Source organism: Haloactinospora alba (genome assembly GCF_006717075.1).
In the GTDB taxonomy this organism is placed as follows: Bacteria; Actinomycetota; Actinomycetes; order Streptosporangiales; family Streptosporangiaceae; genus Haloactinospora; species Haloactinospora alba.
On sequence record NZ_VFQC01000001.1, the window covers coordinates 35,295 to 56,224 of the forward strand.

17 protein-coding genes are annotated in these 20,930 nt (G+C 70.2%); 7 read left to right on the top strand and 10 right to left on the bottom strand.

Annotated features, from left to right (window positions below):
- Positions 1-133: 133 nt before the first annotated feature.
- On the top strand, positions 134-3,262 hold the full coding sequence (locus tag FHX37_RS00180; protein ID WP_141921455.1) for a hypothetical protein: 3,129 nt from the start codon (positions 134-136) through the stop codon (positions 3,260-3,262).
- The gene (locus FHX37_RS00185; RefSeq protein ID WP_141921456.1) at positions 3,207-4,568 is read left to right on the top strand and encodes a hypothetical protein; all 1,362 of its coding nucleotides are present in this window, start codon (positions 3,207-3,209) and stop codon (positions 4,566-4,568) included. Before FHX37_RS00180 ends, FHX37_RS00185 begins: the two co-directional genes overlap by 56 nt.
- Positions 4,569-4,629: 61 nt before the next feature.
- On the opposite strand, the gene FHX37_RS00190 is transcribed toward FHX37_RS00185, so the two are convergent.
- The 7 genes from FHX37_RS00190 to FHX37_RS00220 form a co-directional block, all read right to left on the bottom strand.
- Complete coding sequence (locus FHX37_RS00190) at positions 4,630-5,313, bottom strand: hypothetical protein (RefSeq protein ID WP_141921457.1); 684 nt, start codon at positions 5,311-5,313, stop codon at positions 4,630-4,632.
- A gap of 97 nt (positions 5,314-5,410) precedes the next feature.
- Positions 5,411-5,713, bottom strand: coding sequence for a hypothetical protein (locus tag FHX37_RS00195; protein ID WP_141921458.1), 303 nt, complete (start codon positions 5,711-5,713; stop codon positions 5,411-5,413).
- A 49-nt stretch (positions 5,714-5,762) separates the two neighbouring features.
- A complete protein-coding gene (locus FHX37_RS00200; RefSeq protein WP_141921459.1) occupies positions 5,763-6,665 on the bottom strand; it encodes a MinD/ParA family ATP-binding protein in 903 nt (300 codons plus the stop codon).
- Positions 6,666-6,704: 39 nt separating this feature from the next.
- On the bottom strand, positions 6,705-8,030 hold the full coding sequence (eccD, locus tag FHX37_RS00205; RefSeq protein WP_141921460.1) for a type VII secretion integral membrane protein EccD: 1,326 nt from the start codon (positions 8,028-8,030) through the stop codon (positions 6,705-6,707).
- Positions 8,031-8,092: 62 nt separating this feature from the next.
- A complete protein-coding gene (locus FHX37_RS00210) occupies positions 8,093-9,061 on the bottom strand; it encodes a TNT domain-containing protein (RefSeq protein ID WP_141921461.1) in 969 nt (322 codons plus the stop codon).
- Between the two features lie 120 nt (positions 9,062-9,181).
- The gene (locus FHX37_RS00215) at positions 9,182-9,487 is read right to left on the bottom strand and encodes a pore-forming ESAT-6 family protein (RefSeq protein WP_141921462.1); all 306 of its coding nucleotides are present in this window, start codon (positions 9,485-9,487) and stop codon (positions 9,182-9,184) included.
- A gap of 32 nt (positions 9,488-9,519) precedes the next feature.
- Positions 9,520-9,855: a hypothetical protein gene (locus FHX37_RS00220; protein ID WP_141921463.1), complete on the bottom strand. Its 336-nt coding sequence runs from the start codon at positions 9,853-9,855 to the stop codon at positions 9,520-9,522.
- 220 nt (positions 9,856-10,075) lie between these two features.
- On the opposite strand from FHX37_RS00220, the gene FHX37_RS00225 reads away from it, so the two are divergent.
- The 5 genes from FHX37_RS00225 to FHX37_RS00245 all read left to right on the top strand — a co-directional run bounded on the left by FHX37_RS00225 (position 10,076) and on the right by FHX37_RS00245 (position 15,152).
- Positions 10,076-10,441 carry a hypothetical protein gene (locus tag FHX37_RS00225; protein WP_141921464.1) on the top strand — a complete coding sequence of 122 codons (366 nt, stop codon included), beginning with the start codon at positions 10,076-10,078 and terminating at the stop codon, positions 10,439-10,441.
- Positions 10,442-10,586: 145 nt separating this feature from the next.
- Positions 10,587-10,928 carry a DUF6507 family protein gene (locus FHX37_RS00230; protein WP_141921465.1) on the top strand — a complete coding sequence of 114 codons (342 nt, stop codon included), beginning with the start codon at positions 10,587-10,589 and terminating at the stop codon, positions 10,926-10,928.
- Positions 10,929-10,985: 57 nt separating this feature from the next.
- A complete protein-coding gene (locus FHX37_RS00235) occupies positions 10,986-13,577 on the top strand; it encodes a deaminase domain-containing protein (protein ID WP_141921466.1) in 2,592 nt (863 codons plus the stop codon).
- Positions 13,578-13,579: 2 nt separating this feature from the next.
- Positions 13,580-14,059 carry an SMI1/KNR4 family protein gene (locus tag FHX37_RS00240; RefSeq protein WP_141921467.1) on the top strand — a complete coding sequence of 160 codons (480 nt, stop codon included), beginning with the start codon at positions 13,580-13,582 and terminating at the stop codon, positions 14,057-14,059.
- A gap of 412 nt (positions 14,060-14,471) precedes the next feature.
- Positions 14,472-15,152: a tetratricopeptide repeat protein gene (locus FHX37_RS00245; protein ID WP_141921468.1), complete on the top strand. Its 681-nt coding sequence runs from the start codon at positions 14,472-14,474 to the stop codon at positions 15,150-15,152.
- Between the two features lie 266 nt (positions 15,153-15,418).
- On the opposite strand, the gene FHX37_RS00250 is transcribed toward FHX37_RS00245, so the two are convergent.
- Genes FHX37_RS00250 through eccCa form a run of 3 tightly spaced genes read right to left on the bottom strand, consistent with a single transcriptional unit; the run spans position 15,419 to position 20,834 of the window.
- Positions 15,419-16,465, bottom strand: coding sequence for a DUF6177 family protein (locus tag FHX37_RS00250; RefSeq protein WP_141921469.1), 1,047 nt, complete (start codon positions 16,463-16,465; stop codon positions 15,419-15,421).
- Positions 16,462-16,833 carry a hypothetical protein gene (locus FHX37_RS00255; RefSeq protein ID WP_141921470.1) on the bottom strand — a complete coding sequence of 124 codons (372 nt, stop codon included), beginning with the start codon at positions 16,831-16,833 and terminating at the stop codon, positions 16,462-16,464. The genes FHX37_RS00250 and FHX37_RS00255 overlap by 4 nt, the downstream gene beginning before the upstream one ends.
- Complete coding sequence (eccCa, locus tag FHX37_RS00260; protein WP_141921471.1) at positions 16,830-20,834, bottom strand: type VII secretion protein EccCa; 4,005 nt, start codon at positions 20,832-20,834, stop codon at positions 16,830-16,832. Before eccCa ends, FHX37_RS00255 begins: the two co-directional genes overlap by 4 nt.
- Positions 20,835-20,930: the final 96 nt, after the last annotated feature.

Consider the following 20,930-nt stretch of genomic DNA (forward strand, 5'->3'; position numbering starts at 1 on the left):
GCCACAACCCCCCGTGTGGCGGATCTCGGGGTTCCCCGGTGGGGTGTTCCTCCCGCATCCTGGGACCGCGCGGGACCGAGCGGCCCACTGTGGGACGGCGCGGCGGGGCTCCCGCGCGGGGAAGGCGGGTGCGATGGCGGAGCGCTACGGCGGCGACCACGTGGACTTCAGAAACGGCACGTTCCACGGTCCGGTTGTCGGTGTCCAGCACGTCTACGGTTCCGGCATGGCTCCGGAACGCAGCCCGCTCGGCATACCCCTGGGCGATCTCTCCGACCACCACGCGCTGCAGTTCGAGGTGCACGAGGCACTCGACACCGGAAGCGGGGAGGACTCCTCCCCGCTTCCGCCCTACCTGTACCGGCCGCGTGTCGACGACCGCCTGCGCGCCGCCGTGTCCGGGGCGTCCCGGACCAGCCGGATGGTGATGGTGGTCGGCCGCTCCTCCACCGGGAAGACCCGCGCGTGCTGGGAGGCGCTGCACGCCGCCCTGCCTCCCGACTGGCGCATGTGGCACCCGCTGACCCCGGACCGCCCCGGCGCGGTGGTCGAGGCGCTGAGGGAGGGGCGGGTGCGTCCGCATACCGCCATCTGGCTCAACGAGGCCCAGATGTACCTGCGGCCCGGGGAACGGGGCGGGGTCGCCGAGGCGCTGCAGGAGCTGCTCGCCGATCCGGCGCGCGGCCCGGTGCTGGTACTGGGCTCCCTGTGGCCCCAGTACTGGGCGGAACTGACCGGGAACCGGCGCTCCCCGGTCGGCACACTGCTGGAGAAGGCCGAGGACATCCGGATGCCGGACGCCTTCACCGGCGACGAGCTGCGGGCCAACGAGGACCTGGTGGCCTCGGACCTGCGGCTGCGGCGCGCCGCAGCCTACGCATCGGAACGGCGCCTCACCCAGACCCTCGCCGGCGCACCGGAGCTGCTGCGCCGCTACGAGCACGCGAGCCCTGCAGCGCGGGCGGTGCTGGAGGCCGCCATGGACGCCCACCGGCTCGGCGACGTCTACCTGCCACTGCCGCGCGGTTTCCTGCGCGAGGCCGCCATGGGATACCTGTCGAACGAGGACCGCGCGGCGTTGGACAAGGGCTGGTTCGACACCGTGGCGGCCGAGCTCGGAGAGCCCCTGGACGGGATACCCGGCCCCCTGACGAGAGCGCGGAAGAGGCCGTACCAGGAGGATCCCAGCTACGAACTCGCCGACTACCTGAAACAGCACGGGCGCGAGACGCGCGGCTGGATCTGCCCGCCCGCCTCCCTCTGGGAGGCGGCCTGCTCCGAGAACCTCTACATCCCGGGGAAGGAGACGTTCGCGCGTGCCGCGCAGGACCGGCTCCGGTACGCGCACGCCGAGGCCCTGCACCGCGCGCAGAACGATCCGGCGGGCCTGGTTCAGGCGTCGGCATTGCGGTTGCGGGCGGGAGACCGTTCGGAGGCGGAACAGCTCGCTGCGGACGCGGCGGTCCAAGGCCGCACCGCAGCGCTGTGGGAGCTGGCCCGTACCGAGCTCGACGGCGACCGCACCGCCGCGCGTCGGGCCTACCTGCGCGTCGCGGAACTCGACGACCCGTCCAAACTCGCTGACGAGGCAGCCACCCGCAACACCGGGGAGGAGCGGGCGCAGTTGATCGACCTCCTGGGGGAGAACGGCGGCGTGGGGGCGCTGCTGCACTGCGCGGATCGGCTCAAGCGCCGAGGCGACTGGGACAACGTCCGGCGGTGCTACGGCTATGTCGCCGCGTCCGGGGACAGACTGGCCAGGGACACCGAGTGGGAACGAGCACAGTGGGAGGACCAGCAGCGCCGAGCGTGTGAGGCCGCCTCCATGGGTGACACCGCGGAGCTGAAGCACCTGCTGGAACAGCGCTTCGACACCGGGTGCCCGGACGCCTTCCTCGAACTGGCCCGGGAAGCGGTGGCCTCCGGCGCCGCGACCGTGCTCACGAGGTGGATATCCCCGGTATGGAACCCGAACGCCCGCGAAGCGAGGGGGACACCTGTCGGTTCCGGGATCCTCGACGTCGCCGCCGAGTCGGGTGACAACGCCTTCCTGGACGATGTCGCCCTCCAACTGACACGCCAGGAAGAGTGGGAGCAGGCCGTGCGCTTCGCCCTCCGCGCCCTCGCGGAGGGCGGCGGCGTTACTGGCGGGCCCAGGGTCGTCATGGCCGTGGAGAGACTGGTGCTGGCGGGGCGGATCGACGAGGCGGAGCGGGTCTGCCGTCAGGGAGGCGGGGAACTCGCGGCGTGGCTGGTGCGGATACACCTGCGCAGAGGTGACTGGGACAGGGCCGAGGAGGAGGTGTTCGCGCGGACCAGTGAGCGGGGCGCGGCCACGCTGGAGAAGGAGGGGGCGGCCCGGATACTCATCCGCCGGAGGCAGCGGATGGGGGAACGGGCGGAGGCCGAACGGCTGCTGCGTTCCCTCGCCGGGACCGACGCCGGATCTGTCCCCGCGTCCCACGAGCTGGCCCGGATGCTGTACCGGGACGGGCGCACGGCGGAAGCGGTTCCCCTGCTCACACCCGACCTCGGCAGCCCGGACGTCCACACCTGGATGAGCCGTGTCCTGCTGCGCGACGACGGAACGGAACGGGTCGCCCGCTGCCTGGCGGCGGAGTCGGACGGGGACGACCTCGGCCGGGTGTTCGTCCTCCTGTTCACAACCGGCTGGTTCGCCGAACTCGCCGGGGACCCGCAGCGGTCCGCGACGATCCACCGGTACGCCTTCGGCCTGGGGGAGGAAGCCGCCGCTGCCGGACTGGAGGAACTGGTGTGCGGTGCTCCTCCGGAGGGGGACGGCACGCGCGGGGGCATCGACGCGGAGACGGCCGACGTCCTGAGGGAGATGGGCCGGCTCGCCGAACTCGCGGGGGAGGACGAGAGAGCGCTGCGCCTTTACCAGCGGCTGAGCGGCCACGGGTATCCGGTCCCCGATGTCCCCATGGGCGACGTGCTGCCGGCGTACCACCCTTGCGACGCCATGGAGGAGGAACTGCTCGGCAAGAGAAGAGCGGAACTCACCCCCGAGGAGTCGGAACGCGTGCGGCAGGCTGAAGGAGAGGACACTGACGCCGTCCGCCTCGCCGGAACGCTGGTCTGGGCGGGGGTCCTGTTCTACGAGAACGGCAGACCCGGCAACGCCGAGGTCCTCCTCGACCGGGCGCTGCGCCTCGGCGGACCCCGCGCGGTACCGCACCTGGCGCGTGCGCGCCTGGCTCCGCCACGAGACCTCCCAGGGCCGCACCCGCCAATCCCGTGATTCGACCGGGTTTTCCACTCTGACCGGCCTGGGGGCACGGGCGGAGGAACGGACGGTTCGGGAGAGCGTCGTCAGTATCCGCCCCGTACTCGCGAGGGACGCGGCCCTGCGGGTAGCCGCCGACATGGTCCGTTCCGGGGAGGCAGCACTCGCGGATGAGGCACTGGGGGCCGCCCACGGCGAGCGTCTCCACCTCGGTTCGGACACCAAGTACCTCGGTATCGACCCGCCCCCGGTCGAGGAGCTCGTGCACGAGGGTGACCGGGAGGGTGCCGAGGCGGCCGCGGAGCTGCTGCACGAACTCGGCTACTTCATGGACCTCGACAGGGCCGCTCAGCGTCTCGAAGCCGAGGGTGACTGGGACAACGCGGCGCTGCTGTACCGGCTGTCCGCCCATACCACCTCAGAGGACGAGGAACGTCTCGCGGCCGCCAGGGCCGCCGCCGAGGCTGCGGGGGAGAACGGCGGCCGACTTCCTCCAACCCCTCCGCCGGCCGGGGGCCTTCGGACGCACGTACTGCGCAGCGAACGCGCGGGAGAGTTCGGCGAGGCCGAACGGTTGGCGCGGCTGGCCGCCGACGCCGGGCACGGCGAGGTGCTGGAGGAGTACGCGCGTCGACGCGTGGACGAAGGATCGTCTACTGAACACTGGAACCGCATCCTCAACCACGGGCTCGATACCGATGGTCGGGAAGCCGACCCCTGGTGCCCCCAGCGCGGCCCGCGCGGCGACCTGCGCCCCTCGCCGCGCCTCGACTCCGCAGGACGCAGGTTCGTTTCCGCGCCGGAGGCGTCCCTCCCCGGCAGGATCACGGGAGCTCGCCCTCCGCTGTCTCCCGCCGGAGCACCGCTGGCGTGGAGCTTCATCGGGGGCATGCTCCTGTACACGCTGGCCGACCCGGCGGCGTCGGTGTACGTCGACGCCATGGGAACCGCAGGGATCGTGCTCAGCATCCTCCTCCTGCCGGTGCTGACCGCACAGGCGCGCGGGAAATGGCGTCTCAGGTGGAGCGGCGCGACCCTGCTCCTGCTGTACGGCTGGTTCTGGAGCCCCGCCATGATCGCCGTCCAGGTGTCTCCCGCATCGGAAGGGGGATCCTGGACGCGGCGCGTCATAGCCGTACTGACGCTGCCGTTCTCCGGTGTCGCCCTCTCGCTCGTCCAGTGCCTGCACGGTCCGTTGGGTACCCCCGCTGCGGTGGCTGTGGGATGCGCCACCGTGCTGGTCGCTCTCGCCGCAGCGCGTGTTCGCGAACGCGACAACCACCGGGACTATCTCCTCTCCCTCCGGGAGGACACCATGTGAGGGAATGGGGAGGGAGCCGCTCCCGGACCGAGCCGCGCCACCACCCCTCGCCGTCCGGTGGTCACTTCGCCACGGCGTCGTACTCCGCCTCCTCGTCCTCGAAGGTGTGCAGGAGCAGGTCCTGGTCATTGGACAGGCGGGCCGTGTGCAGGACTCCCGGGTCGGGGGTCCAGGCCCGGCACTCCACCCGGTCCTCGGGGTCGTCCGGGTCCAGGAGAGCGGTCTCGTCCATGTCGCACGCTGCGTAGGGAGCCCGGGTCTCCACCCGGTAGTGCTCCTCGACCACGTCCCGCGTGACCGGCAGCGGGGTGAGCTCTAGGTCGTACTTGAACATGACGTCGCTGACCTCGGTGATCTCCAGCTCGGCCGTGAGCTCGTCCCCGCGGTAGGTGACCGTGCAGGTCACCGTCTCCCCGGCCTCCCGCTGGGCGGGAGGGCACTCGGCGGAGGCGTTCTCGTCGACCACACCGCCGGACTCGGACGCGGCCTCGATCCCCGCGAAGGCCAACCGCTCACGCAGCGGCGCCACGCCGTCGGGGTCGTTCGGGATGTCCGACCTGTACACCCGGGACTTGGAGTCCGGTATCGGCTCCTTGGTGAACTCGTCCACGTCCACCTCGACCGGTCCGGAGTCCTCCTCGGCGCTGCTCCCGCCGGAGCCGCCGCACGCCGCGGCCCCCGCCAACCCGAGCGCGCACACGGACGCGAGCAGTGGACGTCCGGGCCGGACACAACCGTGTCGCATCGTCGACCTTCCAGGGAAAAGGGGGGATGGATGGCAGGGGAGAGGGCGGTAGCACGGACCCGCCCCACTCCTGGTACGGACAGCGGCGGTTTGTGGTTCACCGGTCCGCGCGCGGGAACCACCCCGCGACCGTCCGGCGCGCCACCCGCCGCCAGCGGGACGCGGGCAGCTCGGGAAGCGCCGCCAACCGCTCCGCGTAACCGCCGGAACCATGCGAGGACGCAGCGGGGGCGGCGGAGGCGGCACCGGTGTCCTGGGTCCCGCCCGCACCGGTGCCGGGAGGGGCGCCACCCTCCAGGAACGCCTGGGCGGCGTCGTCGGACGCCACCAGTCGCGGCCGGTCAGCCGCAGCCCCAGCGGCCTCCCGGTCGCGCGGCCGGCCCGGCGCGGTTCCCATCATGTCCTCCCGAAGCAGTGAACATCCGTGTCCCGGTCCCGCCGGTGCCCGGTCACCCGGCGCGGCGCAACGCCTCCGCCGCCGCCCGCACCGCGGCGACACGGGTGGCATCGGCGACCAGGCGCGGGTCGAACGCCGCCGTCGCCGCCAGGTGCCGGTCGTAGCCGATCCGGACCACCGCGGCACCGCTCTCGCGCAGAATAGCGCCAGCCCCCTGGGCGTCGAACGTCGGATCCTCCTCCGGTGCCTGCTCCACCAGCACCACCACCGTCCGCGCCGGCAGGGAGCCGCTGCCGTTGGCCACCATCCAGTCGAACGCCCGCCCGATACTGACCGCTCCGTCACGGGTGGCCGGCGTCACCAGCACGTGGGCGTGCGCGCTCGCCTGGGCCGCCTGGTTGAACCCGTCGAACACGTCGGCGCCGCGGTCGATGAGCGTCACCCCGAAGAACCGTGTGAGCGGCAGCAGCGTCCGGTGGAACGTGGCCGTGGTCGTCGCCTGGTCCGAGTGGTCCGCGCGGACACTGGGCAGGGCCCACAACCGTTCCCGCGGGTGGGCCAGGTGCGGCGCCACGTCCGGGAACGACGCCAGGTCGGCCGAACCGTGGTCGAGTTCCTCCAGCGAGGACTCCGGCCGCACGCCGAGGCGCCGCGCCAGCGACTCCGAGCCCGGCGTGATGTCCATCGCCAGCACCCGGTCGTTGCGGTAGTGCGCCAGTACCGACGCCAACAGCGCGGTCACCGTGCTCTCCCCGGCACCGGTGCGGGGGCGGCTCACCACCACCCTGCGCCCGGTGGTGACGGTGCGCTGCAGCGCACCGCCGAGCTCCAGGGGCGTGCGGACCCGGTGCGGCGGCAGGAACGGTGCGGCCGCCCACCGGCCGGCACGGCGCGTGAGCGTGTCCCCGTGCCGGTTCGCCGCCGCGGCCCCGTACGGTGATGCGCCCGCGCCCATAGGGCTCCTCCCGTCTTCCCGGTCGTCTTCCCGTCGGTCTCAGAACGTGGCCAGCAGCCGCTGGTACGTACCGAACACGCCGATCGCCACCGGCACGATCGCCACCACCGCGACCGCTTCCACCCGGTCGGCGCCCCGACGCAGCCGCGCCCGCACGTGCGGCGGCGGGTCGACCGCGAGCACCCCCAGCGGGACGGCCAGGCACCCCAGCAGCAGGCCGCACGCCGCCCACACCCCCCACGGGGCGTGGTCCGCGGTGGCAACCGCGAGACCGGCCACGACGGCCAGCGCCGCCGCCAGCAGCGGAGCCTTCTCCAACGTGAGCGGGAACATCCGCGAACGGCTGCCCAGCACCACGGCGAACAGCGCCGCCAGCGCCGCCGTCCAACCGGTGAGGTCGGAGGCCAGTCCCACCCCCGTGGCTACGGCGGACACCCCCACGGCCGTCACGGACACCACCATGCCGCGGTGCGTGTCCGCCAGGGCGGCGCGGGCGTCGCTGCTGGCCACCTCGGCTCCGTCGCTGCGCCGGTCGTCCAGTACCGTCAACCCGGAGAACGTCAGCGCCAGCCGCAGCACCAGCCCCAGCAGCACGACACACGCCACCACACTCACGGCGGCCGCGCCGGAGAACCCCAGTCCCGCCGCGGAGGCGGCCGTCCACAGTACGGCGAGCAGGAGCGCCACCCCGCCCCCGACGAGGCCGCCCCGCCCCAGACGGGAGGTGGCACCCAACAGCAGCACCACCGCGGCGGCGACGAGCGCCGCACCGCACCACCGGCCCCACTCCGGCCACGCGTACAGGTCGGCGGCGAACCACACTGCCAGGCAGAGCACGGCCCCGCCACTGACGGACAGCGCGATCCCCAACGCGGCGCGCCAGAAGCCCCCGAGGACCGCTCCGAACGCGACCGCCAGCACGCCCAGGGCCGCCGTGGCCACCATCCCCGGCGCGTTGCCGGTCGCGCCCCACACGACAGCGGCGAGAACCACGAGGAGCACCCCGGTCGCCGCCCCGGCGCTCCACCGGGCTGCCGCCGGTCCCCACTGGCCCGGAGCCCCGTCGAGCGCCGTCCCCACCGCCTCGGGAACCTCGTGGACGACGGGGGCGGGCAGCGGGTCGTCGCCGCGGGTCAGCCGCAGCGTCGCCCCGTCGGGGACGCCCCGGCCGGACAGCGTGGCGCCACCGTCCAGGAGGTCACCCGCGGCGGTCGTGAGGTGGAGCGGGGTCGCCGGGTTGCGGACCGGTTCGTCCAGCATGCGCAGCACGTCCGGCATCAGTGTCCCCACGGGCTCCTCGGCGGGCACGACAGCGTCGACCTTGTGCCGCTCCCCGACGAGGGTCACCCGGCTCCACGTGGTCATCGGGCCTGTCCAATCGTCTCCGTCACCCCGCGGCACCCGCGGGGGTTGTCACGTACCGGCGGTCAGGACGGGAGGTCCGTGGCCGCGACGCGCTCAAGGTACCCGTTGCCGACCAGCCAACGGATACTCGGCAGCTCCGGCGGCTGTGCGAACCCCTGGGCGCCGACGTCGAACCGGACCCCGTCCGGTCCGCCCTCCCGCGCCGCCACGGCGGAGGCCTCCACCTGGAACGGGAACGCCACCCGGTAACGGTGGTAGGACTCCCGCAGCGCGGACCCCTCGGCCCCCCGCACCGCCTCGGGAAGGTCCCGCCGCGCGAGAGGCGTCCGGTCCGGGAACAGCACCGAGCCGCTCTCCTGACCGAGCGCGTCCACCACCTGGCCGCGTTCCAGCGTCACCTGGACACCGCCGGCGCGGCCGTCAAGCCTGTCCCGCACGGTGGAGGTGAGTTCGGAGGTGAGCTCGTCGGCCTCCCGCTCCTCGTCCGCACCGAGCGGCTGCGGGTCGGACACCGCCGAGGCCAGCTCCTGGTACAGCCACCGGCACGCCTCGTCCTCCGTAGCGAACTCCGGACCGGTGCGGCCCTGGTCGAACTCGATGATGCCGGCCGAGTAGCCGTCCGCACCCTCCTCGGTAACGAGGTAGTAGCTGGACACCTCCTCCGGGCTGGGACGCTCGTCCCCGGGAAGCACGTACAGGTCCGGCGGGACCCGGGCGTGGCCCAGCTCCTCGCGCAGCATCGGGAACGTCACCTCGGAGCCCACCCAGTCGGCCGGCAGCGGCGCCGACGTCGCCTCCGGGCTGGCCTGCTGCTCCTGCTGGTCCCGCCCGTCCAGCTGGGTCTGCACGAACGACCAGCCGACCGTGCCGGCGCAGACGGCCGCGGATACGCACACGCTGATCACGACCTTGCCGAGGTTCTCGTCCAGGCGCCGCCGGGAACGTTGCGGGCCGAAGAACACCGCCTCCCGGAGCCGTTTGCGACGCACCGCCGTCGACTCCAGCAGCTGGCTGTCGTAGTCGCGTGCCATGGCGGGTGTCCTTCGGGCCTGGTGGATGGTGGTCCTGCCGGGGGCCGACCGCACGGAACGGGAGGGGCCGCCCCCGCGGCCCCTCCCGTGGTCGGGTCGGATGGTTCGCCTGGGGCGGGGTCAGATCCCCCGCACGGCGGCACCGGCCCGGCCGAGCGCCGACTGGGCGGTCTCGTCGTTGCTCTCCAGGGTCTGCCGGACGAGCCGGATGATCTCCCGCACCTCGTTGCCCGCGTTGTGCCACTTGAGCTCTTTGGCGCTGTACTCGTCGGAGACCCCGGTGGCCTCGAAGTCGGCCATGGCGCTGCTCACGTCGACGTCGTGCTCTCCGATGATCGCTTCCAGACGCGTCATGACGCTGTGGATGTTGGTCTGGGCCTCCTCCGAGGCGCCCAGGTCGTAACTGTTGCGTCCGTTGCCGCTCATCAGGGGCTCCCAGGGGTCGCGGGTCGGGGGTTCTAGACCGTCTTGAACTTCGCGGCGTCGAAGTTGGCCGTGGACATGTTGCGGTTGGCGTCGTCGGCCATGGTCTGGTTACCGGTGGAGAAGGCCGACTGCATGCCGTACTGTCCCTCGTTGATCGACCCGAGTCCGGCCTTCAGGTCGGCGGTGATCTCGTCGGAACGGGCCTTGAACGAGTCGAACGCGGCCTTGCCGGCGCCGTTGAACTTCCCCGACAGCGGCTCGGCAGCCTGGATCAACTGTGTGATGAGGTCAGCGAGCTCGTCGCTGGACCCCGAGGTGCTGCGGGCCAGTGTGGTCAGGGTCTGCTCGCCGAAGTCCCACCGTGACATCTTTCCACCCGTTCTCACGTGTCGGCGGCGTGGTGGCGCGCCCCTCACCGGCGCTCGCGGGAGAGGCCCCCGGGCGCGGGCGCCGCTGGTGCGACGCTGCCGGGCGCGCCGTTCCAAGTAAAAGCCATTTTACTTTATGTCACCGCCTACCGGCATAATGCGGGCGCCAAAGGACACGACAGGCCTTCGCGAAGGCGCGACGCGGCGAGGAGCGACTGCGGTGAAGTTCGAGCTGGTCACTCCCGATGACGGCGGGGAACCGGCCCCGGAGGAACGGGACGGGGACGGGACCCCGGACGGCATGGGGCCCGATTCCTCCGGTGAGGAGGAGCAACCCGGCCCCGCGGCCCGGGTCCGGGAGGCGATGGCCCGGGTGACCAGCAGTGTCAGCCGGGACGCGGCTCTGGCGGGACAGGCGGTGGGGAGCCTGCTGGAACGCGTCGAGCGGCAACGGAGCCTAGCCGGTTCCGGCCAGACGGCAGCCGAGGCTCCGGTCACGTTCCGCCCGCACCGGTTCACCGCATCCGAGCAGCGCACACGGACCACGAGCGGGAGGGAAACACCCCCGTTCCCCGAGAACCCCTGAGGCCGCCGCGCGAGCGTGGCCGATATCGGCCACGCCCTGCGGCTGTGACATATGGCACCGGACATGACAGGCGCGGCGGGACGGTCCGTATACCCGGCCCCTGCCGTGGTTGCCCGAGAGACGACGGCGCGGGAGGCACCCCCTGATGAGCGGATGGGACATCAGCCCCGAGGGCGTGAGCGCGGTACTGACCGACGTGGGGACCGAGCTGGGCGACGAGGACCAGACCAGCGGGTTGAGCGGACACACCAAGACGTTGGGCGAGGACATCGCCGAGGCCGCCGAGGTGGCGGCCAGCGAACCCATCGCCACCGCCCTGGAGGAGTTCGTCGATGCCTACCGGGACTACCTCCGGAAGATGACCGCGATCACCTCCAGCGCGATCAGCGGCTGCAGTACGGCGGTGACGGCCTACATGGACGGCGACACGGACATGGCCCGCGAGTCCCAGAGCAACGCCGGGGACATCTCCGACCTCGACCTGTGACACCGACAACCGCCAAGACATGGAACGTAGCGCTGGTGACGACGGGACGGTCGCGCGGTGAGTGAAAACGAGACGAACGAGCTGTTGACCCCGGAGGGGATCCCCGTTCCGGAGGTGAGACCGGAGGAGCTGGAGGCCGCGGCCAAGGCCATCGACACCGACGGACAGAACATCGCCGACTCGGGGAACAGCATCCAGTCCACCTGGCAGGGGCTGGCTGAGGTGTACTCCGCTCCCGAGTCCGGCGAGCTGCTGTCGGCGGTGGACGCGGTCTCCAAGCTGGGCGAGGACGTCAACGACGCGCTGGAGACGGTCGCCGACGCACTGCGGACGTTCGCCGAGGAGGCCGCTCCGCTCAAGAAGAAGCTCGCGTCACTGAAATCGCAGGCCAGCGAATTCCTGGAGGGCGTCGAGGACGTCGAGGAAGTACGCGACGACGACGAGGAACGCGAGGAGCACAACAGGATCAAGACGGCCATCGACGATGCCGTCGTTGCGTACCAGGCCGCCGAGCGCAAGTGCGCCAACAAGATCACCGAGCTCTTCGACGGCACCACGTTCGTCCCGGACAAGGGCGAGATCCTCACCGAGGGCCGTGAGGCCCACGGGGTCGAGGAGATCCCGGAAGGGGCCGCCACCCCCTGGGGCACCTCCCAGGAGGAGGACAAGATCTGGATCGCCGACGTGGGATGGGGCGTATGGGACGTCACCGGTGGGGCCACGGTGGACAGGCTCGCGGATATGGCCCGGCTGTCCGGGTTCTACACCGATGAGGGATGGGGTGTGGAGTCCGCCAGTGACTGGTGGGGCAACGTCTACGCGTACGGGGAGCAGAGAAACAAGGAAACAATGGCGCTGGTGGGCCTGGTCAAGGTCGAGGACTCCGGCTTCGGTGTGTGGGGTGATTGGGAACGCCGGGACGGGGTCGCTGAGGACGCCTGGAAGGGCATGGGCGACTCGATCGTTCCCGTCAGCGAGTGGGAGCAGCGACCGGGCTACACCATCACGGTCGGCGGCATCAACGCGGCCGCGAGCGTCGTGGGCGGTGCCGGCCTGGCCCGGGGCGCTGCCTCGAGTCTGCGCGGGCTGAGGCAGAGTCTGCCCGCCGCCAGCAGGGGCGACCTCTCCCTGCCGGACCGGAGCAGCTTCGACCTGTCCTCGTCGTCCTCCTCACCGGGGAGCTCCCCGGACGGGGGCGATCGCGGTTCCTTGTCCGGTGACGGGCTCGATGACCTGCGAAGCGACGCGTTGGATGACGCGGCTGACCTGGAGGACCGCTACGAGACGCCCTCCCGGGGAACTGGCCACGAGACACCCGGCAGCGGGGAGGCGCCCGGTCAGGACGGCTCCGACCGCGGAGAAACCAATCGGAGTCAGCAGGCGGAGTCTCCGGAGTCGCTCTCGGATGACTCCTCCTCCCAGCCGGACGGCAGTGCCGAGCGTGCCCCTGTCCGGGAGGACGTGGGCGACACCTCCGGGCGGGAGGCTCCATCCAGTACGCAGCGGGAGAGGGATACCGCCTCCGCCCCGGATCGGGAGGCCAGCGGTACCAGGAACACGGAGGACTCCCCGCACCGGCCCGAGGAGGACATCTCGGCTCGGCAGCTGCAGCAGTGGACTCACCTGGCTGATGAGGTCGGCTGGGAGAGGGCCATGGAATTGGCCGGCATCGAGAGGGTGCCCGACCAGGACATGGCCATGGCCGGCAAGGGGCCGGATGCCTCTGCTTCCCAATCCGACTCAGAGACTTCTGCGGACAGTAATCCTGGTGTTTCGTACCAAGAGCAGCCCACCCGTTCGGAACCTCAGCGGACTGGTGGCGGATCTCCCACTCCGGACGTCTCCTCGGACGGCATCTCCTCTGGCCCGTCCTCCGGGAATGGCGGTTCGTCCTTTGGTAGAGAGGGAGGGCTAAACCATGGTGACGGAGGAGGATCTCCATATACTGACGGTACAGATAGGGGGGATGGCAGTTACGAACATGATCAGTCACGAGACGCTGAGGAAAGCGGTGGTGAGGAAGAGCTCCGGCAAGACCAGATAAAAGAACTTTCGCAAGAGATACGCAACGGCGCTTCTCCTCCTCCTGGATCTTTGGGCGTGGAGGCTCTCCGAGAAAGTTTGGATGCACCTGAATTGAAGGGAACAAATAGGATACCACCAAAAAGCAATACTGCTATCATGCGGTATGATATCGAGGGTGTAGATTCAAATACTTTAGCTGCGAGTAGCGGGAAAAAAGAAAAGGATAACGGTCTTGTTAAATCCTTGGAAGAGCCGGTTTTTGAAACAGAAGAAGGGGGAAATAGTGGTCGATATGATTCTGAAGTGAAACTTTTGGAGGATATCGACTCTCGCATTTCTAAAGATTCAACTGGCACGATTGAGATGTATACGGAGCGCCCGCCTTGTATCTCGTGCCAAAATGTTGTTGACCAGTTTATTTCTAAATACCCTGGCATCGATATAAAGGTGACTTGGGGAGAAAGAAATATAATAGCTATAGATAGTTCAAGTGATTACAAAGATCCTAATATAGGTTTTTATAATTCTGATGACCCATACGACAAAAAATGGGTTATAGAGCAACTTCCGGAGACTGCTCGAAAGCACGATATGAAAATTTGGCAAAAGAAGTATGGAGGTTGACGATGCATAATGAACATAAAGAAATTGATTATCTGATAGAAAAAGCAATTTCTTATGGATTTGCTTCTCGAGAGTCCATCAAGGGTTGTACTGATGAGCAAATAGAAGAACTTCAAAATCAAAATAAAGATATTTTATTGCCTGGTGACTATGTTTACTTTATGAAAAAAGCAGGAGGATATCCTTTCAAATATTTTAGCGTAGAGCTGGATATAAGGTCAGCCATTTGTGCTGTTGACATTGCTGAAGAATTTGTTGAAGAGGCTCCTGATTTTGATTTATCGCAAAAACTTTTTATAGGTAATTATAAATTTGATGTTATATTTTTCTTTAAAAAAGGATCTTCCGCATTGTATTCTTTTGATGAAGTGGAGGAAGAAAAAGCGGGGGACTCTTTTACTTCTTTTCTTTATTCTAAAATAGAATCTTTCAAAAAAGATATGGATGGAGCTGAAAGGCTCAAAAGGAAAATGGAAAACTAGGAAAAACTTTCTGGTTTTTGTTTTTATTTTATTCATTTCCTGGAGGGGTAAATCTTTGTAGACGTGCGGGAAGAAATAACCCAGTCCGGGGACCTGGGTCGTGTAGCCGAGGTGGCGCGTTGCTCCGATCAGGCGCTCGCCAACGCACCGGGTGAGGCGCTCGCTTGGACACGTACGGCGCAGGAGCGGTTGAGCCTGGGGCAGTACGGGGCGGCCCTGGACGGGATCGAACAGGCGAGGGCATGGGGCGGTGAAGCGTCGTGGATGGTTCACGTTCTGGCTGGCGCGAGCCTGGTCTGCCTCAACCGGCCGGACGAGGCGCTCATCGCCGGGGAGGCAGCGCTCCGTCTGGCCCCCGACCGGGCCAGTCCACACATGCTCGTGGCCATGGCCAGGGCCGCACAGTACCGGCGTGGTGATCCAGAACCGAAGGCGCTGGCTGGCCAGCGCCCGAGCGGCCTGTGCGCGGAGCCTGGAACTGGACGTGAACCAGGATCCCGGGCTGCTCCTGCAGGCGGGCCGTGTCCACCGCTGGCTCGGTGGCTACTCCGCCGCGTCCTCCTCCCTACGGGACGTTCTGCGTCTGGACCCCGAGAACGTTCCAGCCAGGCGGGAACTCGCCGAACTCCACGCCCGCGGGATGCGCCTGCGGCGGGCGCTGCTGTTGTACCGGTCGATCCTCGCGACCGACCCCGGAGCGGATCTCGGCCGCTCCTTCCAGGAAACCTTTTCCTACGTGTTCCGCTGGATCTTCGCCACTTCGGTGATCGTCGGTTTCAGCTCGGCCCTGGCGCAGGTTGCCGAGTCCTATCCGGACAGTTCCGCCCACGCGGGGCGGATCTTCTTCGGTTTCGTGCTGGTTCTCATGGTTGCGTGGCCGACACTCCAGCTGCTGAGCGTTCTCGGACCCGTTCTGCGCCTCCTGCGGGAGCTGCGCGGGATCGTTCTCCAGGCCGCGCTGGTCCTGGCGATGGCAGTCTCGGCCGGGGCGGTTTCCTGGACCTCGGGTGCGGTCGCGGCGGGGTCCTTCGTGGCGTTCCTCGCGTCGTTCGCGGGATACCGCGTCGCCGAGAAGCGGGGGTGGTCGCTATGAACATCCCCGTCCGTCGCTGGGGGAACGTTCCTGAGGCCGCGAACCGACTCCGGGAAACCGGACACTCCGCCCCCGAACGCCGTTCCGATAAGCTCGGCCATCCGTAGCCGCCCACCGGACTGCGCTGCGGCGCGCCCCGGAAACGCCCCCATCCCACCAGTGGCACCGGGGCCGGTTCGGGGCGCCGAGTGCGGAACCAGCTCCGGGGCCGGCGACCGCCGCGAAACCGCCGGCAGAGTCCGGAACCGGTCCCGTCCCGCTCCCGGTCAGGCGGGCTGGCCCCCGTCGGGGCGGAAGTGGCGCAGCAGCTCGTCCAGCCGACGCCACGCCGCCGGGTCGGTGCCGCTGCCCAGGGGGAACCACACGGCGGGAAACATCGACGGCCCCAGGCGGTGCCCCGTGCTGGGGGCGTCCAGCGCGTGGGCCAGGCCCGCCTCGGCGACGCCCTCCGGGCCGACGGCCATCCCCACCGGCACCGGCAGGGAGGGGGCGCGGGGCTCGTAGGTCCCGTCCGGGCGGCCCGGCAGGCGGTAGGCCGTCAGGCTCTGCAGCGTTCCCTGCCCGGCGAACTCCCGAACCACCTCGGGGAGGCTGCCGAGCGGGAGCTCCTCCCCGGCGGAGCGGGCCGCCATGACCGTGAGGCTCTCCTTCACCCCGGAGCGGACGCGCGACACCCGCTGGGTCCCGAGGAACGGGCGGCCCTCGGGACCGACGAGCACCGTCCAGGTCGGCTGCGGGGCCCGCTGGCGGCACAGCGCGGTGAGACCGTCCCGGTCCCACACCGCCAGCGCCGGTTCGCTCGTTCCCCACCCGGCCGGAGCGGCGCCGGCGAACGTGCGTGACAGCGACTCCGCCGCGCCGCCGAGCCTGAGGTCCTCCGTGGCCGGGTGCAGCAGCCGCAGGTCGAGGAGGAGGTGGCCGCCCAGCTCGGATGCTCCCGCGCGGAAGGTGGGCGACGGTGCGGCCGCGGCCTTTCCCTCCCTCTTCCCGGAGTCCGGGAGGCGGTGTTCGGGAGCGGTGACGTAGCCCGCGTCGTCGTCCCACACCAGAGGAACGCCGGTGAGGCCGTCGTAGTGGCCGCTGCCGTCGGACTCGCGCACCACCCACCGGCCGCCGGGTTTGGTCAGCACGGTGCGCAGCGGGAACGTGACGCGGGAGTGGGCGGGGGTCACCACCTGCAGCCCCTGGCTGTTCGCGGCGCTGGCCGAGACCGCGTCGGCCAGCCACGAGGAGAACCAAACCACGGGCCGCTCCTGGAGGGCGACCAGCGCGCCGGTGGTGCTGTGGTCCACCGCGGGGTGCCGTGCCGTCACCGGTCCTCTCCCTCCCGTTCGGGCCACACGGTGCCGCCCACCCTGGCGGTGAGGCTGTCGGCGAACCGGTGGGCCAGCTCCGCCGCCGCCTCCTCGGTACTGGAGGCCCGCACCTCCACCCACCAGCACGGTTCGGGCATGCGGGCGGCGACGCGGGAGCCGAGCAGCCGCGCCACCTCGCCGGGTACGTCGACCCGGCGGGCGGCCTCGATACTCACCAGGGCGACGCCGTCACCCCGGTGCAGCTGGAGGAGCGCGCCGCCGCCCGCCTCCCGCACCCGCAGGTCGGGGCCGGTGTCCACCATCGCGTCGGCCAGGGTCCGCATGGTGGGGGACTCCCGCACCAGTGCCACCACGTCGTGGGTCACGTGTCCTCCTCGTCCGGGTCGAACAGTGCGGTCTGCACGAGGCGGGGGGACTTGCCGCGCTGGATCCACCGCCCCCGCCCCGGCGGCTGGGCGTTGGCGTACACCCGCGGGAAGAGCTGCCCCTCGCCGCGGTCGCCGGACATGAGCAGGGAGGTGGTGCCGCTCTCCCGCACGGCCTGCACCAGCGGGTCGTACATTCCGCGGCTGGCCCCGGCGACCCGGCGGGCGACCACGAAGTGCAACCCGATATCGCGCCCGTTGGGGACGAACGGCACGAACGGCGCGAGCGGCTTCTGCCCGGCCGTGGTGAGCACGTCGTAGTCGTCGGCGAGCACCACGATGCGGGGTTCGGTGGTGGAACCGCCGGGGGAGTCCGTCTCGGCGTCGTCCGGCATCCGCCCCTCCAGCTCCTTGGCGACACCGCCCGCGAGACCGCCGCACACGCGCGCGTTGCTGGCGTAACCGCCCAGGTAGGGCTCGGGGATGGCCTCGCGCAGCGTCCGCCGCGGGTCCATCACCGCGAACACCACCTGGCCGGGGCCGTAACGGGCCATCAGCCCCTCGGCGACCAGCCGCAGCACGTTGGTCTTCCCGCACTCGCCGTCGCCCAGCACGAGCAGGTTCTGGTCGCGGTCGAACAGGTCGAGCGGCACGGGATCCAGTGCGCGTTCGTCCACCCCGATCGGCACCCGCCGGTCCTCCTCGTCCGGCCCGGGCAGTGTGCTGGCGGGCAGCCGCAGCGGCAGGGTGCGCACGGGCGGTGCGCCCGGCCCCCGCCACGCCCCGTTGACGGTGCGGGCGGTCTTCTCGACCACCTCGCCCAGGTTCTGCCCGTCTGGTTGGGAGTCGATCCGGGGCAGCGCCACCTGGGCGAACAGTTTCCGCTCGGTCAGCGCCCGGCCCGGGGTGTCGGTGCTGATGGTCTCGGCGAGCTTGCGGTCCACCGAGGAGTCCGAGGGGTCGTTCAGCCGCAGCTCCACCTTCTGCCCGAAGTTGGACTGCATGGTCATCCGCACGTCGTTCCAGCGCAGCATCGCCGCCACGACGTGGATGCCGTACCCGCCGCCGCGTTGCAGCAGGTCGGAGACCATGTCCTCGATCTCCTCGAAGTCGTCGCGGATCTCCCCGAACCCGTCCACGCACAGCACCACGTCCGTGCAGGGGATCTCCGGAACCTCGCCGCGGGCGTGCATGCGGCGCAGCCGCTGCACCGAGTCGATGCCCCGCTTCCGGAACACCTCCTCGCGGTGTTCCAGCATCCCCCGCAGCTCCTCCACGGTGCGCCGCACCCGTTCGCTGTCGGTGCGCAGCGCCACCCCGCCGACGTGCGGCAGCTCGGACAGGGGCTGCAGTCCGCCGCCCACCAGGTCGAGGGCGTAGACCGCGACCTGGCTCGGGGTGTGGGTGAGTGCCAGGGACAGCACCATGGTGCGCAGCAGCGTCGTCTTTCCGGTCTGCGGCCCGCCGATGACGGCCATGTGGCCGCCGGAGGACGCGAGGTCCAGGCTCCACAGGCCCTGCCACTGCCTTCCGGGGTCGTCCAGCACCCCCACGGGAACCTCGAGGGGTGACACGTCGGAGGGAAGACGCATGCCCGCCTCACCGACCTCGGGCTCTCCGGTGACCGCGTCCAGCGTGGTCGCCTGCGGCAGCGGCGGCAGCCAGACGCTGCGCGTGGGGTTACCGGCACGGGACAGCTGGTCCACCATCACGTCCAGCAGTGTGGGGCCGGCGGTGCGTTCCGGCAGCTCCTCACCGCCGCCGTGCTCCGCCGCGGCCGGTTCGTCCCCCAGCGGGCTCCCGCCCGCGTTGTGGGCGGGGTAGGGGAACGGCCGGGGGCGCCGCTCCTGCGACCGCTCCTCCTTCGCGGCGACCGGCCCGCGGTACCCGCCGGAGACGTAGCTGGCCTTGAACCGCTGGTAGACGGTGGTGTCCACCTTCAGGTACCCGAACCCGGGCAGGGAGGGCAGGTGGAACGCGTCCGGGCTGTCCAGCACGGTGCGGCTCTCCTCCTCGGAGAAGGTGCGCAACCCCAACCGGTAGGACAGGTAGGTGTCCAACCCGCGCAGCTTGCCGCCCTCGATCCGCTGGCTGGACAGCAGCAGGTGCACCCCGATGCTGCGGCCGATCCGCCCGATGGACAGGAACAGTTCGATGAAGTCGGGCCGGGCGGTCAGCAGCTCGCCGAACTCGTCGATGATCACCAGCAGGTGGGGGAGCGGCGGCAGGCTCGGGTCCTGCTCGCGCCTGCGGGCGTAGTCGCCGATGCTGGCCACGTTGCCTGCGTCCCGCAGCACCTGCTGGCGGCGCTGCACCTCCCCGGACAGGCTCGCGTAGGCGCGTTCGATCAGCGCGGCGTCGTCCTCCAGGTTGGTGATGATCCCCGCGACGTGCGGCAGCCCCTCGAACGGCGCGAACGTCGCCCCGCCCTTGTAGTCCATCAGCACCATGCTGACGTCCTCGGGCGGGTGGGCGGTGGCCAGCGCCAGCACCAGGGTCCGCAGCAGCTCGCTCTTCCCGGACCCGGTGGCGCCCACGCACAGCCCGTGCGGTCCCATGCCGAGCTGGGCCGACTCCTTCAGGTCCAGGATGATCGGTTGCCCCATGTCGTCCACGCCGACGGGGACCCGAAGGAACATGCGCTCCCCGCGCGGTTCCCACAGCCGCGCCACGTCCATGTCGCCCGGGTCCCCCACCCCCAGCATGGTGGGGAAGTCCGCGCTGCCGTTCTCCACGGCCGCCTCCTCGGCCGACTCCCGCGACAGCCGCAGCGGGGACAGCATCCGCGCCAACCCGTCGAGGACGGCCGCGGCGACGTCGTCCACGGCGGCGGTCAGCACCGGAGGGTCCTCGGAGCGCAGGTCCTCCATGCGCACCCGGTCGCCGGAGACCGTCAACCGGATGTTGACCTCCCCCGGTTCGGCGACCTGCTCACCCACCAGGTGGAGGACGGTCGCGCCGAGGGCGGCGGGCGACACGTCCTCGTCGGGCCGCGCGAGTTCCTGGGCGAGGCCGCCGTGGGTGTCGTGCACCACCAGCAGCCGGCGCATCATCCGGTAGGCCTCGCGTTTGCCGAGGCCGCGCCGCACCTCGGCGGCGAAGTCGGTGCGGGTGCGCAGCTCGTCGGCGAGCAGTGTCCCCAGCTTCGCGGGGGTGGAGGCCACCAGCCGGGTGTTCGTCCCGCCGTCGCGACGCTGCCGGTCCAGCACGTGCGGCAGCCACTTCACCCAGTCCCAGTCCCCGGAGCGCGACTCGGGGTAGGCCACCGCCAGTGCCGCGTCCTCCGGGGCGTGGAAGGCGCCGAACTGGGCGAGCAGCGCCCGCACCAGCCGCAGGACGTCGGCGCGTTCCCCGACCACGCTGACGTCCCCCGCCATGTCGAGGGGGACGGTGAACGGCATGTCCGGCACCGTCTCGAACCGCCGGATCGCCGCACGGGCCTCGGAGAGCATGAACGGGTCGTTGGGGGACAGCGCGGTGCCGCGCTCGGCCAGCTGCAGCGGCCGTCCCGGCATGACGCCCGTGCCGGCGCGTACCCGCAGGAAGTCCCGGTCCCTGCGGCGGCGCTCCCACAACCGGGTGGGGTCGCGCACGATGTCGTACAGCGCCTCCGGCGGGGGGTCGAGCTGGCGCGCGTGGGCGCGGGCCTCGTTCTCCCACGCGTTGAGGTCCTCGCGCAGCTCCTCCAGGTACTCCAGGTACAGCTCCCGCTGGTTGCGGCGCTGCCGGGCGGACTGGCCGCGCCGGGAGAGCAGCATCCCCAGGGCGGCGAGCACAGCCACGACGAGAACCACCGCCCCGAGGGCCATGAACGCCGGGTTGCGCAGCACCATCATTATGGTCAGCGACGACATCATGCCGACCATCGGCAGGATGGTCATGAGCGGGTTCGTCTGCGCGTTCCCGTCGGGCAGGGTCGGCGGCGCCTCCACCTCGTAGGGGTCCTGTTGCGGAGGCGGGTACACGGTCCGGGCCGGCCGGTGCGCGATACGGATCGTCACCACGGTTCCTCTCATTACGGGACGCATAGATCCTAATGCCGACACGTGGCACAACCCGGTGCGCGGGCGAACGCCGCGGCGGGCACGACGCGGTGG

Coding starts and splice junctions, on each gene's coding strand:
- FHX37_RS00200 (WP_141921459.1), bottom strand. CDS start 6,665: ATGGGCGCGGGCGCATCACCGTACGGGGCCGCGGCGGCGAACCGGCAC.
- FHX37_RS00180 (WP_141921455.1), top strand. CDS start 134: ATGGCGGAGCGCTACGGCGGCGACCACGTGGACTTCAGAAACGGCACG.
- FHX37_RS00220 (WP_141921463.1), bottom strand. CDS start 9,855: ATGTCACGGTGGGACTTCGGCGAGCAGACCCTGACCACACTGGCCCGC.
- FHX37_RS00215 (WP_141921462.1), bottom strand. CDS start 9,487: ATGAGCGGCAACGGACGCAACAGTTACGACCTGGGCGCCTCGGAGGAG.
- FHX37_RS00190 (WP_141921457.1), bottom strand. CDS start 5,313: ATGCGACACGGTTGTGTCCGGCCCGGACGTCCACTGCTCGCGTCCGTG.
- FHX37_RS00230 (WP_141921465.1), top strand. CDS start 10,587: ATGAGCGGATGGGACATCAGCCCCGAGGGCGTGAGCGCGGTACTGACC.
- FHX37_RS00210 (WP_141921461.1), bottom strand. CDS start 9,061: ATGGCACGCGACTACGACAGCCAGCTGCTGGAGTCGACGGCGGTGCGT.
- FHX37_RS00195 (WP_141921458.1), bottom strand. CDS start 5,713: ATGATGGGAACCGCGCCGGGCCGGCCGCGCGACCGGGAGGCCGCTGGG.
- FHX37_RS00240 (WP_141921467.1), top strand. CDS start 13,580: ATGCATAATGAACATAAAGAAATTGATTATCTGATAGAAAAAGCAATT.
- eccD (WP_141921460.1), bottom strand. CDS start 8,030: ATGACCACGTGGAGCCGGGTGACCCTCGTCGGGGAGCGGCACAAGGTC.